This is a genomic window from Mesorhizobium maamorense (assembly GCF_044998965.1).
In the GTDB taxonomy this organism is placed as follows: Bacteria; Pseudomonadota; Alphaproteobacteria; order Rhizobiales; family Rhizobiaceae; genus Mesorhizobium.
Window position 1 is genome coordinate 5,463,239 of record NZ_CP173356.1, and the last position, 14,832, is coordinate 5,478,070.

The 14,832-nt window shown below is 64.4% G+C and carries 16 protein-coding genes; 9 read left to right on the forward strand and 7 right to left on the reverse strand.

Going from position 1 to position 14,832, the window contains the following annotated elements:
• Nucleotides 1–102: 102 nt before the first annotated feature.
• The 3 genes from ACIU1A_RS27380 to ACIU1A_RS27390 all read right to left on the reverse strand — a co-directional run bounded on the left by ACIU1A_RS27380 (nt 103) and on the right by ACIU1A_RS27390 (nt 4,361).
• Nucleotides 103–876 carry a Bax inhibitor-1/YccA family protein gene (locus ACIU1A_RS27380; protein ID WP_140492223.1) on the reverse strand — a complete coding sequence of 258 codons (774 nt, stop codon included), beginning with the start codon at nt 874–876 and terminating at the stop codon, nt 103–105.
• A gap of 240 nt (nt 877–1,116) precedes the next feature.
• Complete coding sequence (locus tag ACIU1A_RS27385; protein WP_404925723.1) at nt 1,117–3,666, reverse strand: ABC transporter permease; 2,550 nt, start codon at nt 3,664–3,666, stop codon at nt 1,117–1,119.
• Nucleotides 3,666–4,361: an ABC transporter ATP-binding protein gene (locus ACIU1A_RS27390; RefSeq protein WP_404925724.1), complete on the reverse strand. Its 696-nt coding sequence runs from the start codon at nt 4,359–4,361 to the stop codon at nt 3,666–3,668. Before ACIU1A_RS27390 ends, ACIU1A_RS27385 begins: the two co-directional genes overlap by 1 nt.
• A gap of 84 nt (nt 4,362–4,445) precedes the next feature.
• Between ACIU1A_RS27390 and ACIU1A_RS27395 the strand changes: the two genes are divergently transcribed.
• On the forward strand, nt 4,446–5,090 hold the full coding sequence (locus ACIU1A_RS27395) for an arylesterase (protein WP_404925725.1): 645 nt from the start codon (nt 4,446–4,448) through the stop codon (nt 5,088–5,090).
• Between the two features lie 127 nt (nt 5,091–5,217).
• Nucleotides 5,218–5,814 (forward strand): RNA 2',3'-cyclic phosphodiesterase, encoded by a 597-nt coding sequence (gene thpR / locus ACIU1A_RS27400; protein ID WP_404925726.1) that lies wholly within the window; start codon nt 5,218–5,220, stop codon nt 5,812–5,814.
• Here thpR and ACIU1A_RS27405 read toward each other — a convergent pair.
• A complete protein-coding gene (locus ACIU1A_RS27405) occupies nt 5,718–6,236 on the reverse strand; it encodes a low molecular weight protein-tyrosine-phosphatase (protein ID WP_140492208.1) in 519 nt (172 codons plus the stop codon). The two genes, thpR and ACIU1A_RS27405, sit on opposite strands and share 97 nt — an antisense overlap.
• 51 nt (nt 6,237–6,287) lie before the next feature.
• Here ACIU1A_RS27405 and ACIU1A_RS27410 point away from each other — a divergent pair, with 51 nt between their 5' ends.
• The 3 genes from ACIU1A_RS27410 to ACIU1A_RS27420 all read left to right on the forward strand — a co-directional run bounded on the left by ACIU1A_RS27410 (nt 6,288) and on the right by ACIU1A_RS27420 (nt 8,150).
• The gene (locus tag ACIU1A_RS27410; RefSeq protein ID WP_404925727.1) at nt 6,288–6,581 is read left to right on the forward strand and encodes a 4a-hydroxytetrahydrobiopterin dehydratase; all 294 of its coding nucleotides are present in this window, start codon (nt 6,288–6,290) and stop codon (nt 6,579–6,581) included.
• 427 nt (nt 6,582–7,008) lie between these two features.
• Nucleotides 7,009–7,371, forward strand: coding sequence for a YkvA family protein (locus ACIU1A_RS27415; protein WP_404925728.1), 363 nt, complete (start codon nt 7,009–7,011; stop codon nt 7,369–7,371).
• Between the two features lie 275 nt (nt 7,372–7,646).
• Nucleotides 7,647–8,150, forward strand: coding sequence for an invasion associated locus B family protein (locus ACIU1A_RS27420; RefSeq protein WP_140492199.1), 504 nt, complete (start codon nt 7,647–7,649; stop codon nt 8,148–8,150).
• A 54-nt stretch (nt 8,151–8,204) separates the two neighbouring features.
• Here the strand turns inward: ACIU1A_RS27420 and ACIU1A_RS27425 are convergent, their stop codons facing one another.
• On the reverse strand, nt 8,205–9,560 hold the full coding sequence (locus ACIU1A_RS27425; protein ID WP_140563906.1) for a chloride channel protein: 1,356 nt from the start codon (nt 9,558–9,560) through the stop codon (nt 8,205–8,207).
• A 307-nt stretch (nt 9,561–9,867) separates the two neighbouring features.
• Nucleotides 9,868–10,167, reverse strand: a complete 300-nt coding sequence (locus ACIU1A_RS27430; protein WP_140554786.1) for a hypothetical protein — start codon at nt 10,165–10,167, stop codon at nt 9,868–9,870.
• 266 nt (nt 10,168–10,433) lie between these two features.
• Between ACIU1A_RS27430 and rlmN the strand changes: the two genes are divergently transcribed.
• The 3 genes from rlmN to ACIU1A_RS27445 are packed head-to-tail and all read left to right on the forward strand — an operon-like array spanning nt 10,434 to nt 12,564.
• Nucleotides 10,434–11,669, forward strand: coding sequence for a 23S rRNA (adenine(2503)-C(2))-methyltransferase RlmN (gene rlmN, locus ACIU1A_RS27435; protein ID WP_404925729.1), 1,236 nt, complete (start codon nt 10,434–10,436; stop codon nt 11,667–11,669).
• On the forward strand, nt 11,666–12,115 hold the full coding sequence (locus ACIU1A_RS27440) for a hypothetical protein (protein ID WP_404925730.1): 450 nt from the start codon (nt 11,666–11,668) through the stop codon (nt 12,113–12,115). Before rlmN ends, ACIU1A_RS27440 begins: the two co-directional genes overlap by 4 nt.
• A complete protein-coding gene (locus ACIU1A_RS27445; RefSeq protein WP_140550603.1) occupies nt 12,112–12,564 on the forward strand; it encodes a hypothetical protein in 453 nt (150 codons plus the stop codon). The genes ACIU1A_RS27440 and ACIU1A_RS27445 overlap by 4 nt, the downstream gene beginning before the upstream one ends.
• A gap of 79 nt (nt 12,565–12,643) precedes the next feature.
• Here the strand turns inward: ACIU1A_RS27445 and ACIU1A_RS27450 are convergent, their stop codons facing one another.
• Nucleotides 12,644–13,285, reverse strand: a complete 642-nt coding sequence (locus tag ACIU1A_RS27450) for a LysE family translocator (RefSeq protein ID WP_404925731.1) — start codon at nt 13,283–13,285, stop codon at nt 12,644–12,646.
• Between the two features lie 192 nt (nt 13,286–13,477).
• On the opposite strand from ACIU1A_RS27450, the gene ACIU1A_RS27455 reads away from it, so the two are divergent.
• Nucleotides 13,478–14,701: an argininosuccinate synthase gene (locus tag ACIU1A_RS27455; protein WP_404925732.1), complete on the forward strand. Its 1,224-nt coding sequence runs from the start codon at nt 13,478–13,480 to the stop codon at nt 14,699–14,701.
• The last annotated feature ends 131 nt before the right edge of the window (nt 14,702–14,832 follow it).

Here is a 14,832-nt window from a genome sequence, read left to right on the forward strand (position 1 = left end):
CTGCCTGCAATAACAGCAAAGGTCAGCGCAAAAGAAAAGGGCGGCCGTTGGCCGCCCCTTCCAAACCCGATGGTCCAGTCAGACCATGACACGGACCAGGCCTTAGCGGCGGTCGCCCATGAACTGGAGCAGGAACATGAACAGGTTGATGAAGTCGAGATAGAGCGTCAGCGCGCCCATGATGGCCTTGCGGCCAGCGACGTCGGAAGCGTCGCCCTCGAAATACATCTCCTTGATCTTCTGCGTGTCGTAGGCGGTGAGGCCGGCGAAGACCAGCACGCCGATCGCCGAGACGGCGAAGGACAGCGCCGACGACTGCAGGAAGATGTTGATCACCATCGCGATGATGATGCCGAACACGCCCATGATCAGGAACGAGCCCATCGCCGTCAGGTCGCGCTTGGTCGTGTAGCCGAACAGCGACAGCGCGCCGAAGGCCGCGGCGGTGGCGAAGAAGGTCTGCGAGATGCTGGCGGTGGTGTAGACCAGGAAGATCGACGACAGCGACAGGCCGACCAGGCCCGCATAGACCCAGAACGTCGTCTGCGCCGCCGACACGCTCATCGACTGGACGCGGAACGACAGGAACAGAACGGCGGCCAGCGGCGCCAGCATCACCAGCCAGCGCAGCGGCGAGCCGAAGATCGCGTAGCCGAACGAGGTCAGCATCTCGCCGCTCGGCAGCGTCGCGACAGCCGAAGCCGGATCGGTGGTTGTGGCCAGCATGATCGTGCCGACGGCGGCAAGACCAGTGATGAGGAGACCAAGCCCCATCAAATTGTAGACCTTGATCATATAGGCGCGCAGGCCCTGATCGATGTCGACGGCTGCGCCGGGCACGGCGCGCGTCTGATAGTTGCGAATGGGTTCAGCCATTGTGGTCCTCTATTGCTTCTGCCCCGTCCGGTGTCGGGTCCACCCGGACCCAGGCGCCGCTGGCGGGACTCCAGCATGCCTGCGGCGAAATATGATGGTTATTCGCGTCAAGAACAAGACCGTAACCGGGTGTAATGCTTCGTGAGGCACGCATGGCGCGGTTTTCCAGCCCTTTGGCCGCGAAACATTACGCCGATTTAACCAAATGACGGCCGTCGGCGGGGTGGAACCGATGCGGACTCAGAGGTTGCGCAGCACGGGCGCTGCCTTGTGGCCGAGCACCCTCCAGGTGCCGGCGAGACCGATGCCGACGGTGATGACCAGCGCAAAGAGAATGGTCGCCACCGCCACTTCCGGCATGAAATGCGACGGCAATGTCATGATGCGGGCGACGACGAACCATGCGGCGGCACTGCCGGCGGCGAGCGCGAAGACCGCCGTGGCGAGGCCGATCAGCATGTATTCGAGCGAGAAGGCCCATATCAGCATCAGCCGCGTCGCACCGAGCGTCTTCAGCACCACCGCGTCGTGGATGCGCGCCCGGTTGCCGGCGGCGAGCGCGCCGGCCAGCACCAGCACCGACGCGATCAGTGCCACGCCGGCCGCCGCCCTGATCGCCGCGCCGAGCTGTCCGACCAGCCGGTTGACGATGTCGAGCGCGTCCTTGACGCGCACCGTGGTGACTGCCGGGAAGGCGCGGGTGACGGCATTGAGGATGCGGGCGTCATCAGCCGCGGTGGCGCTCTTTTCGGTCAGCGTCGCCACCCAGCCATGCGGCGCGCCGGCAAATGTGTTGGGCGAGAACACCATGACGAAGTTGATGCCCATCGTCTCCCATTCGACCTGGCGGAAATTGGCGATCCTGGCCGTGACATTGCGGCCGAGCACGTTGACGGTGACGGTATCGCCGAGCTTCAGCCCGATTTCCTTGCCTTCCTTGTCGGAAAACGAGACGAGCGGCTCGCCGGTATAATCGGCCGGCCACCAGCTGCCCTCGGTCAGCGTCGCGTTGTCCGGCTGCTTGGCCTCATAGGTCAGGCCGCGATCGCCGCGCAGCACCCAGGCGCCCTCCGCCGGCACCCTGACCTTGTCGACGGCAACGCCGTTCAGCGCCATCACCCGGCCGCGCAGCATTGGCACCTTGGCAAGCGTCCCCTGCGGGGCCTCCTTGCTGATCAGACTGGAGAAGCCGTCGACATCGCTGCTCTGGATATCGACGAAGAAGAAGTTCGGCGCCCGCTCCGGCAGGCTGCCGGAGATCTGCCGCCGCAGATTGCCGTCGATCAGCGCCAGCGTCACCAGCAGCGTCAGCCCAAGCCCCAGCGACAGCACCACCGAGGGCGTCAGCGCGCCCGGCCGATGGATGTTGCCGACGGCGAGCCTGAGCGCCACGAAGCGCACGCGCGGGCACTTCCTTGCCGCCCATTGCACAAGCGCGCCGACCAGGCGCAGCACCAGAAAGGCGAAGATGGTGGCTCCGACGAAAATCGAAGCGATGCGCTGGTCGCCCGAAAACAGGATGGCGAGCGCTGCAAGAAGCACTGCGATGCCGAGCGCCGAAACGACATAGATAGCGCGTGGAAAACCGCGGCCTTCCAGTCCCATCTCGCGGAACAGCGCGGTCGCCGGCACATCGCGGGCGCGACCGAGCGGCAGCAGCGCGAAGGCCAGCGTCACCAGCAGTCCGAACAGCGCTGCCATGCCGAGAGCGCCGGGATAAAAGCCGCCTTGCGCCGGCACCGGAACGACCGACTGAAGTGCGGCGCTCGCGGCAAAAGGCATCAGTGCGCCGAGCACCAGACCGGCGGCGATGCCGAGGGCCGCGATCATCAGGATCTGCACGAGGTAGACGGCAAAGACGAAGCCGCCCGATGCGCCCAGGCTCTTGAAGGTGGCGATGACGCCGCGCTTGCCGTCGAGATAGGCGCGCACCGCGTTGGCGACGCCGACGCCGCCGACCACCAGCGCCGTCAGCCCGACCAAAGTCAGGAATTGCGAAAAGCGTTCGATGTTGGAAGAGAGCGCCGGGGCCGCATTGCTGCGCGTGCGGATCGACCAGCCGGACTCCGGGAAATCCTTTGCAGCCTCGTCCTGGGTGGCCTTGAGCCGCGCCTCGTCGGCGTCGGCGGCCAGCCGGATCTTGTAGGCATTCTCGACGAGGCTGCCCGGCTGAACCAGCCCTGTCGCGACCAGGCCCTCGGTCGAGATCATCAGGCGCGGCGCGAAACCGAAACCTTCGGACACGGCATCGGGCTCGGTGACCAGCCTGGCGCGCAGTTCGAAGGTGGCGGTTCCGAGCTTCAGCCGATCGCCGAGCTTCACATGCAGCCGCTCGAACAGCAGGTCGGGCGCGGCCGCGCCGAAAACACCAAACTGTTCGCCAAACAGTTCCTGCTTCGTCAGCGCCGGCTCGGTTTCCAGCGCACCGTAAAGCGGATAGGCCTCGTCGACGGCCTTGGCCTCGACCAGCGCCTGATCGGAGCCGTCGGCAAGCCGCGCCATCGAACGCATGCTGGCGGTTCTCGACACCGTGCCCAGCCCATCGAGGAAGCCGCGTTCGGCTTCGCTTGCGTCGCGCTGGTTAAGCTGGAAGCGCAGATCGCCGCCAAGCAGCGTCTGGCCCTGGTTGGCGACGCCGCCACTGATCGAGCGGGCCACGGAATTCACGCCGCCGATCGCCGCGACGCCGAGCGCGATGCAGGCAAGAAAGATCAGAAAACCGGACAGGCCGCCGCGCATCTCGCGCAAGGAGAAGCGGACGGCGAGTTTTAACGTCCGCGCCGGCGACATCAGGCGATGGCCTTGGTCGGCGCCGGCGCCTCGATCCTGCCGGAGCGCATAGAGACCTGGCGCGAACAGCGCGCCGCGAGCGCCTGGTCATGCGTGACCAGCACCAGCGTCATGCCGCGCTCGGCCGCCTTGGCGAACAAAAGGTCGGCGACCTGCCTACCGGTCGCCTGGTCGAGATTGCCGGTCGGCTCGTCGGCGATGAGGATGCGCGGCGATGGCGCAAGCGCCCGGGCGATCGCGACGCGCTGCTGCTCGCCGCCCGAAAGTTCGCCGGGATAGTGCGTCACGCGGTCGCTCAGACCGACGGCCGCCAGCTCGCGTTCCGCCACCGAGAACGGATCGGCATGGCCGGCCAGCTCCAGCGGCACGGCGACATTTTCGAGCGCCGTCATATTGGGGATGAGATGGAAGGACTGGAACACGATGCCGATGTTTCGCCCCCGAAACGATGCGATCTGATCCTCGCTCTTGCCGTTGAGCAGCTCGCCGGCGATTCGTACCGTGCCCGAATCGACCCTTTCCAAACCTGCGAGAACCATGAGCAGCGTCGACTTGCCCGACCCCGACGGTCCAACGATGCCGGTCGCCTCGCCGCGCGCCACATCGAGGCTGACGCCCTTCAGCACATGGACGGACGAGGCGCCTTCGCCCAATGTCAGCGATACGTCTTTCAGCTCGATGACGGCTTCTGTCAAAATGAAAGCGTCCTATATGGAGATGAGGGCTCCGCCTGCCGGGCCGTCGCCGGAAGAATTCTCTGTCATATGGGGACCTGCCGCATGTCTTTCCAACGCAGAATTGCCGCAGGCCTGATCGTTTTCCTCGCCATTTGCGGCGCCATTTCGTCGGCACGCGCCGAGCCTTTCAAGATCGTCGGTTTCGGCGACAGCCTTATGGCCGGCTTCGGCCTCGGACCCGACGAGGGTTTTACCGACAGGCTGCAGGCGGCGCTGCGCGCCAGGGGCAGGGATGTAAGCGTCGCCAATGCCGGCGTTTCCGGCGACACCTCCAGCGGCGGGCTGGCGCGGCTCGACTGGTCGGTGCCGGACGGCACGCAGCTTGTCATCCTCGAACTCGGCGCCAACGACATGCTACGCGGCGTGTCGCCCGACATCACCCGCAAGAACCTGGATACGATGCTGGCCAAGTTGAAAGGGCGCAAGATCGCCGTTCTGCTGGCCGGCATGCGCGCAGCGCCCAATCTCGGCGCCGATTATCAGAACGCCTTCGACGCCATCTTTCCGGAACTGGCCGCAAAATACGGCGTTACCTTGTACCCGTTCTTTCTCGACGGCGTAGCCGGCCAGTCCGCCCTGCAGCTTGAGGATGGCTTGCATCCGAACGCCAAGGGGGTCGCCCAGATGGTCGAGCGCATCCTGCCTGCGGTCGAGAAGGCCATCGCGGCGGCGCCGGGAGGATCGTGAGACGGGATAGGCCCTTTCCGTTGGGGAAATCTTTTTGACGAGACCTGTGACCAACAAACCTCTTGCCCCGCTTGATTATCGATGATTCGCTGGGGGCACAGTTCGATTCGAGGAAGGGAGGCTCTTCATGCCGCGTCTTTTCACCGCCCTCGAAATTCCGCGTGACGCCGCCCTTTCGCTGTCCCTGCTCAGGGGCGGCCTGCCCGGGGCCCGCTGGATCGACGTCGAGAACTATCATCTGACGCTGCGCTTCATCGGCGATGTCGAAGGCCATGTCGCCGACGAGATCGCCAACGCGCTCGACCGCGTCCACCGCCCCTCCTTCCCGCTGACGCTGTCGGGCGTCGGCGCTTTCGGCCAGAAGAAACCGCATGCCGTATGGGCCGGGGTCTCTGCCTCGCCGGACCTCGCGGCGCTTCAGGCTGAAATCGAGCGCATCTGCCAGCGGCTCGGCATTCCGGCCGATCCGCGCAAGTTCATGCCGCATGTCACACTGGCCCGCCTGCGCAATTCGAGCCCGCTGGACGTCGCCCGATATCTTTCGGCGCGTGGCAATTTTTCGACCTTGCCGTTCCGCATCAGCCGGTTCGTCTTGATGTCGTCGCGCGATTCGGTCGGCGGCGGCCCCTACATCGTCGAGGAAGCCTGGCCGCTGTCGGGCGCCGATACGCGCGCGGCAAGCCGCGTCGCCAGCGCCTCCGACGCTTCGCGGATCATGCGGTAGACCTCGGCGAAGGCTTCCTCGCCGTCGTGATAGGGATCCGGCACGTCGCGCGCCTTTCCCTGCGCAAATTCCAGGAACAGGTGGATGCGGTCGCGCACGCCGGCGGGCGCCAGCGTCTTCAGGTCGGCGACGTTCGACCTGTCCATGCCGAAGATCAGGTCGAAACGCGAGAAATCCTCGGGCGCGATCTTGCGTGCCCGCAGTTCCGATATGTCGATGCCGTGGCGCGACGCGATGGCGATCGAACGCCGATCAGGGGCGGAGCCCGCCTCCCAGTCGCTGGTCGCGGCCGAATCGAGCACTATGTCCCGGCCCAGTCCACGTTCCGTCAGCACGGAACGAAGCACGCCTTCCGCCAGCGGCGAGCGGCAGATGTTGCCCAGGCAGACGAACAGAATGGATTTTATGGGCTTCGTGCTCATCGATCCGGCGCTATGGTGAAAGTCATCTTCGAAATAGCACAGGAACCGGACATGACGAGAGAGAAACTTGGCAAGGAAGCCCTCGTCGCGGCGCTGACAGACCTCGAAGGCTGGTCGCTGGCTGCGGATGGCGCTTCCATCAAACGGACGTTCACCTTCAGGAATTTCTCCGAAGCCTTCGCCTTCATGACCCGCGTCGCGCTTGCTGCCGAGAAGATGGACCATCATCCCGACTGGTCGAATGTCTACAAAACCGTCGACGTGACGCTGAACACGCACGATGCCGGCGGAGTCACGGCGCTTGACATCGAGTTGGCGAAGAAAATGAATCGCTTTGTTGGTTAGGGTAATCCATAGGTGCGGCAACCCCGGCTTCGTCATCCACGGGCGGAGCGGGAGCGAAGCGGACGCGCAAACCCGAGGATCCATGCCGCGACGTTGACCAAGGGGTGCAGTCGAGCAGAATTCAGCACCGCTGCGTCGCTCTTGAGTCGCGGCATGGATTCTTGGGTCTGCGCCGCGTCGCTTCGCTCCTTGCTTCGCCCTAGAATGACGACGGGAGGGGCGTTTGCCGCCGAACTCCAAGGGAGGACGACTGCCAGCGGAGTGTCCGCCAGGCCGGTATCACCTGATCCGCAGGACAGCACGGTAAAGACTGATTCCGATTTTCAGGCCAGCGATCTCCCAAGCTCTTGCAGCAAGCGTCGGGTTTCACCACATTTTGCCCCGCGGCCATGCGCAGGCAAGCGCATGAGCCCGCAAGGAGAAATTGATGGCGCAAAAATCCGGTTTTGATTTCTTCGGCTTTGGCGACAGGCTGGGCGGTGAGGGCGAGGTGCGCGAGAAATTCTGGCGCACGGCCAAGAAGGCCGCGCGGCAGATCCCGTTCATGGAAGATGTCGTCGCGGCCTATTACTGCGCCATGGACAAGAACACGCCGCTGCGCGCAAAAAGCATCCTGGTGGCGGCACTCGGTTATTTCGTCCTGCCGGTGGATATGGTCCCCGACTTCGTCCTCGGCCTCGGCTTCACCGACGATATCGCCGTGCTCACCGCCGCGATCACCGCCGTCAGCGCCCATATCACGCCGGCGCACCGGCAGGCCGCCAAGGACGCCATATCGGACAAGGGCTGAGCCCTGGAACCGGCCTTCGCGCGCGCTGGACACCAGCGTTCAGAGGGCTTGTGGAAAAGTCAAACTCTTGCCGCTTTCATGCCCTCCAAGTCGCCGAAGGGACATCGCGCCAGCCGCTTGAAAGGCGGCGGCGCGAAGACGGCGGCGGTTTCCTGGGGTGAGCGTCCTTTTCTCAGAGGTAATTCACCGTTTGGTAACCCAGATTAAATCAAAATGAAGCGACGGCAGGACGCCACGCGGCCCGCCTCCGCACCATTTGGAATACGGGAAAAACGATGCGCGGATTGATTGCTACAGTTTCGAGCCTGGTCCTGGTGGCCTTCGCAGCGCCGGCGATGGCGCAGCAGGCGACCAAGATCGGCCAGCACAATGCCTGGGGCACCTACAGCTACCAGGCATCGGGCGGCAAGGTCTGCTATGTCCTCACCGTGCCGACCGACAAGCAGCCGCCGACGCTCGACCATGGCGACATGTTCTTCTTCGTCAGCCAGCGGCCCGGCCAGCAGGTGTCCTACGAGCCGCAATTCATCGCCGGCTACACCTTCCAGGAAAACTCCAAGGCCACCGTCACCATCGACAAGAAGACGTTTTCGATGTTCACGCGCGGCAAGTCGGCCTGGGTCGAGAACGCCGCCGAGGAGCCGGTGCTGATCGCCGCCATGAAATCCGGCACCGACATGAAGGTGCAGGCCAAGTCCGGCCGCGGCAACACCACCTCCTACGTCTTCTCGCTGAAAGGCATCTCGGCGGCGCTGTCGTCGATCGCCAACTGCAAATAGTCGAAATTTCGCTTTGAACAGAGAGGCCGGACCCTTGAGTCCGGCCTTTGTTTTTCACGCCGGACCTGGTTCCGGCGCCGCCTCCGCCCTGCGCCGGCGGATCGCTTCCGCGATGAAGACGCGCGACAGCGCGTGATAGAGTGGCTCGCGCGAGATCATGCGCGCCGTGCCGTAGCCCAGCATCGAGGCCAGCATTAGCGCGATGACATTGTCGTGATTGCCGGTCATCTCCAGGATGATGACGAAGGCCGTCATCGGCGCCTGCACGACGCCGGCGAAATAACCGGCCATGCCGAGCAACGCGGCCGCACCCGTGCTGGCGCCGAAGACGAGGCCGAGCGAGCTGCCGATGCCGGCGCCGACCGAAAGCGAAGGCGCAAAGATGCCGCCCGGAATGCCCGAGACCATCGACAGCAGCCCGGCAAGGAACTTCTCGGCGAAGAAGAACCAGGGCAGCGGCGTGCCTTCAACGGCGCCGCGCGCCTGCGCGTAGCCGGTGCCGAAGGTCAAGCCGCCCGAGGCGATGCCGATCGCCGCGACGCCGAGCCCGCAGATGGCGGCGACCAGCAGGACGCGCCGCAAGGGCTGCCCCGTGTTCCAGCGTCGGATCCGGCGCGTCGCCTTCAGTGCCAGGAGCGAGAACAGCGCGCCGAGGCCGCCGCCGATGACGCCGCAGGCAATGACAAGCGGCCACTCGGCGGCAAACGAGATCGTCTCCTTCGAGACACCGAAATAGGTGTAGTTGCCAAGCAGGCCGAGCGAGGCGATGCCGGCCAGGATCACCGCCGTCAGCACCAGCCCGTTGGTCCGCGCTTCGTAGGTGCGGCCCATTTCCTCGATGGCGAAGACGATGCCGGCCAGCGGCGTGTTGAAGGCGGCCGCGATGCCGGCGGCCGAGCCGGCCAGGATCAGGCCGCGCGCCTGCGCCATGCCGCCCCAGCGTGCCGCCTGCAGCATCAACGACGCGCCGACCTGCACGGTCGGTCCCTCACGGCCGATCGAAGCGCCGCAGAACAGGCCGACCAGGGTCAGCGCGATCTTGCCCGCGACCAGCTTCAGCGACAGGATGTGGCCACGGTCGTCGTCGTCGCGCAGATGCCGCGCCGCGATCGCCTGCGGAATGCCGCTGCCTTGCGAGCCCGGGAAGAAGGCTTGCGCCAGCCAGGCACACAGCACGAAGCCGAGCGGCGTGATCGCCAGCGGCAGATAGAAACGCCAGCCGCCGTCATCGCCGGTCATGGCATGGAACAGCGCCTGCGCCTTGTCGGCGAGCACCGCGAACAGCACGCTGATCACGCCAATGCAGATCGCGCCGGCCCAGAACACCAGCCGCGGCTGCCACACCCGGCGAGAGCCCCACATCGCGCGCGAACGCCGCAGCAAGGGGTATTTTCGCACTGTACCGGCCATGTCTGTCCTCTCGACGGAGCCCCAGCCCTAACACAGGCATGGCCTCGATCAAGCGTTCGCATCAGACGTGAAATGGAAGACGGACGTGGAGCAAAAGTCCATGGCTGCGGTTTGGCACCATGAACAAGGAACCATGAGTTATGCCGGTTCGGCGCAATGATCGTCGTTTCCGCATTGATCATGAGACACCCTCAACACCGACAGGTGGATATCTCGACCTGCGTGTGCTGAGTGGTCTGCGGGAACAAGGCTCGGATGGGCTCCCGCCGACCTTCGAGCCGGCGGGAATATCGATCGACGGCAGGCCTCACATGGCCATTTTTTCGCATTCCGCCTGAGCCTTCTTGGTCGACGTGTCGATCATGAAGGCTTTGCCCTTGGCGTCGGTCATCATCATCATGCAGTGCTTGATCGGCTTTGCCATCTTCATCATCTCGGCACTCATTTTCGCGTCCGGCGTCATGGTGCCCATATGCCCGTCCGGCATGATTGCCGTGACTTGCCCTGCCTTCATCATTGTCATTGTGCCCATCGCGTCTTCGGCAAATGCCTGCGAGGCGGAAAGGCCGACGAAGCTGGCAATGACGGCGAGCTTGATAGAGTTCATCGTGCATACTCCCATTTGTCGGGGCATGGTTGCCCCATTCAGGGTTCGAACGCGCGGTGAGAACCGTTACTTCAACACGATCAAGTGATCCGTTTTCGGGCGAAAAGCACGGACCGCAGGTCTGACCGGCCGGCGCATCTGTCAATCGGTCGGCGCACGGATCGCCTCGCCATCGCATGACTCCGCCGCCAAGCTGTGCTATGGGCCGCGCTTCATATCGGGCCGATGGATGAAATCGGCCGCAAACCGCTTATATCAGTGCAACCATGACCCTTTCATTCGACCTGACCGCCGAAGGCGCCCGTGACGCGTTGCGTGCCCGCGCGACACAGCCGGAAAAGCCGTCGCTGATCGGCCTGACGCGCGCCGAACTGGGCGAGGCGCTCGTCGCGTCCGGCATCGTGCCGGAGCGCCAGGCAAAAATGCGTGTACAGCAGCTCTGGCACTGGATGTATGTGCGCGGCGTCTCCGATTTCGCCGGCATGTTCAACATCTCCAAGGATCTTCGCGCCGAACTCGACAAGCATTTCACCGTGGCGCGGCCCGAGATCGTCGAAGAGCAGATCTCCGCCGACGGCACGCGCAAATGGCTGTTCCGCTTCCCGCCGCGCGGCGCCGGCCGCCCGGTCGAGATCGAGACCGTCTACATCCCCGAGGAAGGCCGCGGCACGCTCTGCATCTCCTCGCAGGTCGGCTGCACGCTGACCTGCTCCTTCTGCCACACCGGCACGCAGAAGCTGGTGCGCAACCTGACTGCCGAGGAAATCCTCGCCCAGTTGCTCACCGCGCGCGACCGGCTCGGCGATTTCCCCGACCGCGACACGCCCGACGGCGCCATCGTGCCGGCCGAGGGCCGCAAAGTGTCCAACATCGTCATGATGGGTATGGGCGAGCCGCTCTACAATTTCGAGGCGGTCAAGAAGGCGCTGCTGATTGCTTCCGACGGCGACGGCCTTTCGCTGTCGAAGCGCCGCATCACGCTGTCGACCTCAGGCGTGGTGCCGGAGATTTTCCGCACCGGCGAGGAGATCGGCGTCATGCTCGCCATCTCACTGCACGCCACCAATGACGATCTGCGCGACCTTCTGGTGCCGATCAACAAGAAATATCCGCTCAAGGAGCTGATCGCCGCCTGCCGCGCCTATCCCGGCCTGTCGAACGCCAGGCGCATCACCTTCGAATATGTGATGCTGAAGGACGTCAACGATTCCCTCGACGATGCCAAGGCGCTGGTCAAGCTGCTCAGGGGCATTCCGGCCAAGATCAACCTGATCCCGTTCAACCCCTGGCCCGGCACCAACTACCAGTGCTCGGACTGGGAGACGATCGAGAAATTCGCCGACTACATAAATAACGCCGGCTATGCCTCGCCGATCCGCACGCCGCGCGGCCGCGACATCCTCGCCGCCTGCGGCCAGCTCAAATCGGAATCGGAGCGCATGCGCAAAGTCGACCGGCTGGCGCTGGAAGCCATGATGATCGCGGGGCACGGCGAGGCGTGAGGCGTCTCGTCGCCGGGCTCAAGCGCTTCGTCATCATAGCGGTCGGCTATATCGCCGCCGTGCTGACCTCGATCCTGGTGCCTGTGCTGCTGATCGCTCTTCTGGAAGGGCTCGAATATGGCAACTGGTCCATCGTTTTCGCGTTCGACTGGCTGGTTTCCTTCCCGCTCGCGGTAGTGACAGTGGCGGTCTGCGCGCTGTTGATCGTCGGCCCCGCGATCTTCATGGCCGAACGCTTTTCGCTTCGGGGGTGGTTCTACTTCGCGGCCACGGGCGCGATCACGTCCATCGCATTCGGGGTTCTTGTCCCGGGCTCGGCCGGAGGGTTTGTTTTCAACCCGGGCTTTCTCGGGTTCCTGGCCACCGCCGGCATTGCCGCCGGTTCGGTCTACTGGTTTCTGGCCGGGCGCAAGTCCGGCCATCCCATGCGCCGGGATCCGCAATGACCCGCCTCGTCGCCTATATCGTGCGCCTTGCCGTCATCCTGTTCGGCTATGCCGTCGCCGCGCTGGCGGCCAGCGCGTTCCTCAATGTCCTGTTCCTGGCCTCGCTCGGCTACACGCCGGCGCATGCGGAGCCGGCGGCGACCGCCTCGCTCTATTTCTCGATCCCCTTCGTCGCGCTGTTTGCCGCCTATTTCGCCTTCATGCCGGCGGCCCTCGCGATTCTGATCGCCGAGATCCTCGGCCGGCGCGATTGGCTGTTCTATGCGCTGGCCGGTGCGATCGTCGCCGCCGTCTTCCTGGGCTTCGCCGACCAGATGGGCGATACGCCATTCGCCGTCACCGAGCCGCGCGCCATGGCCGCCGTCATCGGCGGCGGCATGGTCGGGGGCATCTTCTATTGGCTCAGCGCCGGGCGCTGGGCCGGAAGCTGGTGGAAAGCCGAACCGTGACCCCGAACCGAGCGCCCGCGTAAGCGGGGAGCTTTGCCGACCTCCGGTTCGGAAGAGATCAGCAGCGAACAGCAAAATCCTACTTCGCCTGGGCAGTCAGGATTTTGAGCGCGAACGCGGAAAACACGCCGGCGAAGAGATAGTCGACCACCCGCGTCACGCGCGGGCTGGCCTTCATCGCCGCCGAGAATTTCTCCGCCGCCAGCACCATCGGGGTCGTCACCGGGGTCGACAGCACCACGAACATGGCGCCGAGGAAGAACAGCTTTCCCGGCGCGTGCGGATCATGCGCGGAGACGAATTGCGGCAGGAAGGTCATGAAGAACAGGATGATCTTCGGGTTGAGCAGGTTGACGCCCAGCCCCACCATCCAGCTCCGGAACAGCGAGATTTGCGGGCCCGTCTTCTTCTCCGGCGAGAAGGCCGAACCCTTGGTGATCGCCTGCCAGGCCAGGAAGACGAGATAGCCGGCGCCGAAGATCTTCAGCACGAAGAAGGCCATCGGCGAGGCGACGATCAGCGCCGAGACGCCGACCACCACCAAGGTGGTGTGGATCAGCGTGCCGCACAGCGCCCCCGCCATCGAGGCGAAGCCGGCGGCGCGGCCCTGGCTCAACGTGCGCGAGACGAACAGCGTCATGTCCGGTCCGGGCGTGATCGCCAGGATGAACGTGGCGACGGCGAACTGGATCAGCGTTGCGGTGTCGGGAATGAAGGACATGGGCGGTCCGTTGGCTCTAAAGACGCTGCTATAACGAATGGCTACTGCCGTTGCCAGCGGCTGTGCGACGGAAAGAATGATCCAGCTGTCCCGGATGCCTGTTTCTCCGCGCCTTGCCGCGTTCATCTCTTGCAGTGACCGGAAACGGCGTGATACCTCGCCGGCCGAGAACTCTTGTCGCGGAAACAGCAAATGTCGAAAACAAAAGACGTCAAGAAGGTCGTGCTCGCCTATTCCGGCGGCCTCGACACATCCATCATCCTGAAATGGCTGCAGACCGAGCTCGGCGCCGAGGTCGTGACCTTCACCGCCGACCTCGGCCAGGGCGGCGAATTGGAGCCGGCGCGCCGCAAGGCCGAGTTGATGGGCATCAAGGACATCCGCGTCGTCGACGTGCGCGAGGAATTCGTTGCCGACTTCGTCTTCCCGATGTTCCGCGCCAACGCCGTCTACGAAGGCACCTATCTGCTCGGCACCTCGATCGCCCGGCCGCTGATCTCGAAACACCTCGTCGAGATCGCAAAGGAGACCGGCGCTGACGCGATCGCCCACGGCGCCACCGGCAAGGGCAATGACCAGGTGCGCTTCGAGCTTTCGGCGTATGCGCTCAACCCCGACATCAAGGTCATCGCGCCCTGGCGCGACTGGTCGTTCAAGTCGCGCACCGACCTCATCAACTTCGCCGAGCAGCACCAGATTCCGGTGCCGAAGGACAAGAAGGGTGACGCGCCGTTCTCGGTCGACGCCAATCTCCTGCATTCCTCTTCCGAGGGCAAGGTGCTTGAGGACCCGTGGAGCGAGCCGCCGGAATTCGTCCATCAGCGCACCGTCTCGCCGATGGACGCGCCGGACAAGGTCACCGAGATCGAGATCGAGTTCCTGAAGGGCGATCCGGTCGCGCTCGACGGCAAGAAGCTGTCGCCGGCAACCATGCTCGCCGCCCTCAACGATCTCGGCCGCGACAACGGCATCGGCCGGCTCGACCTCGTCGAGAACCGCTTCGTCGGCATGAAGTCGCGCGGCGTCTACGAGACCCCCGGCGGCACCATCCTTATCGCTGCCCACCGCGCCATCGAATCGATCACGCTCGACAGGGGAGCTGCCCACCTCAAGGACGAGTTCATGCCGCGCTACGCCGAACTCATCTACAACGGCTTCTGGTTCGCGCCCGAGCGGCTGATGCTGCAGGCGATGATCGACAAGAGCCAGGAGGATGTCGAAGGTACGGTGCGTCTGAAGCTCTACAAGGGCAATGTCATCGTTACCGGCCGCAAGTCGAAGAAGACGCTCTATTCCGACGCGCTGGTGACCTTCGAGGACGACCGCGGCGCCTACGACCAGAAGGACGCCGCCGGCTTCATCCGCCTCAATGCGCTGAGGCTGCGCACACTGGCCGCACGCAACCGCCGGGACTGACCACTCTACCAGTCAGCGAACAGGAAACCCGGCATCGCGGCCGGGCTTTCTGCTGAAAAGCAATTCCAGGAAAGTGTGTACGGTTTTCCCGAGAAAAGCGCGCAGCGCTTTCCCTTGGGAATTGCGCAAAA

Excerpts from the sequence above, each read along its gene's own strand:
- ACIU1A_RS27405 (WP_140492208.1), bottom strand. The coding sequence starts at position 6,236 with ATGAGCACGAAGCCCATAAAATCCATTCTGTTCGTCTGCCTGGGCAAC.
- rlmN (WP_404925729.1), top strand. The coding sequence starts at position 10,434 with ATGACCCTTTCATTCGACCTGACCGCCGAAGGCGCCCGTGACGCGTTG.
- ACIU1A_RS27450 (WP_404925731.1), bottom strand. The coding sequence starts at position 13,285 with ATGTCCTTCATTCCCGACACCGCAACGCTGATCCAGTTCGCCGTCGCC.
- ACIU1A_RS27455 (WP_404925732.1), top strand. The coding sequence starts at position 13,478 with ATGTCGAAAACAAAAGACGTCAAGAAGGTCGTGCTCGCCTATTCCGGC.
- ACIU1A_RS27385 (WP_404925723.1), bottom strand. The coding sequence starts at position 3,666 with ATGTCGCCGGCGCGGACGTTAAAACTCGCCGTCCGCTTCTCCTTGCGC.
- ACIU1A_RS27415 (WP_404925728.1), top strand. The coding sequence starts at position 7,009 with ATGGCGCAAAAATCCGGTTTTGATTTCTTCGGCTTTGGCGACAGGCTG.
- ACIU1A_RS27445 (WP_140550603.1), top strand. The coding sequence starts at position 12,112 with ATGACCCGCCTCGTCGCCTATATCGTGCGCCTTGCCGTCATCCTGTTC.
- ACIU1A_RS27395 (WP_404925725.1), top strand. The coding sequence starts at position 4,446 with ATGTCTTTCCAACGCAGAATTGCCGCAGGCCTGATCGTTTTCCTCGCC.
- thpR (WP_404925726.1), top strand. The coding sequence starts at position 5,218 with ATGCCGCGTCTTTTCACCGCCCTCGAAATTCCGCGTGACGCCGCCCTT.
- ACIU1A_RS27430 (WP_140554786.1), bottom strand. The coding sequence starts at position 10,167 with ATGAACTCTATCAAGCTCGCCGTCATTGCCAGCTTCGTCGGCCTTTCC.
- ACIU1A_RS27420 (WP_140492199.1), top strand. The coding sequence starts at position 7,647 with ATGCGCGGATTGATTGCTACAGTTTCGAGCCTGGTCCTGGTGGCCTTC.
- ACIU1A_RS27410 (WP_404925727.1), top strand. The coding sequence starts at position 6,288 with ATGACGAGAGAGAAACTTGGCAAGGAAGCCCTCGTCGCGGCGCTGACA.
- ACIU1A_RS27380 (WP_140492223.1), bottom strand. The coding sequence starts at position 876 with ATGGCTGAACCCATTCGCAACTATCAGACGCGCGCCGTGCCCGGCGCA.
- ACIU1A_RS27425 (WP_140563906.1), bottom strand. The coding sequence starts at position 9,560 with ATGGCCGGTACAGTGCGAAAATACCCCTTGCTGCGGCGTTCGCGCGCG.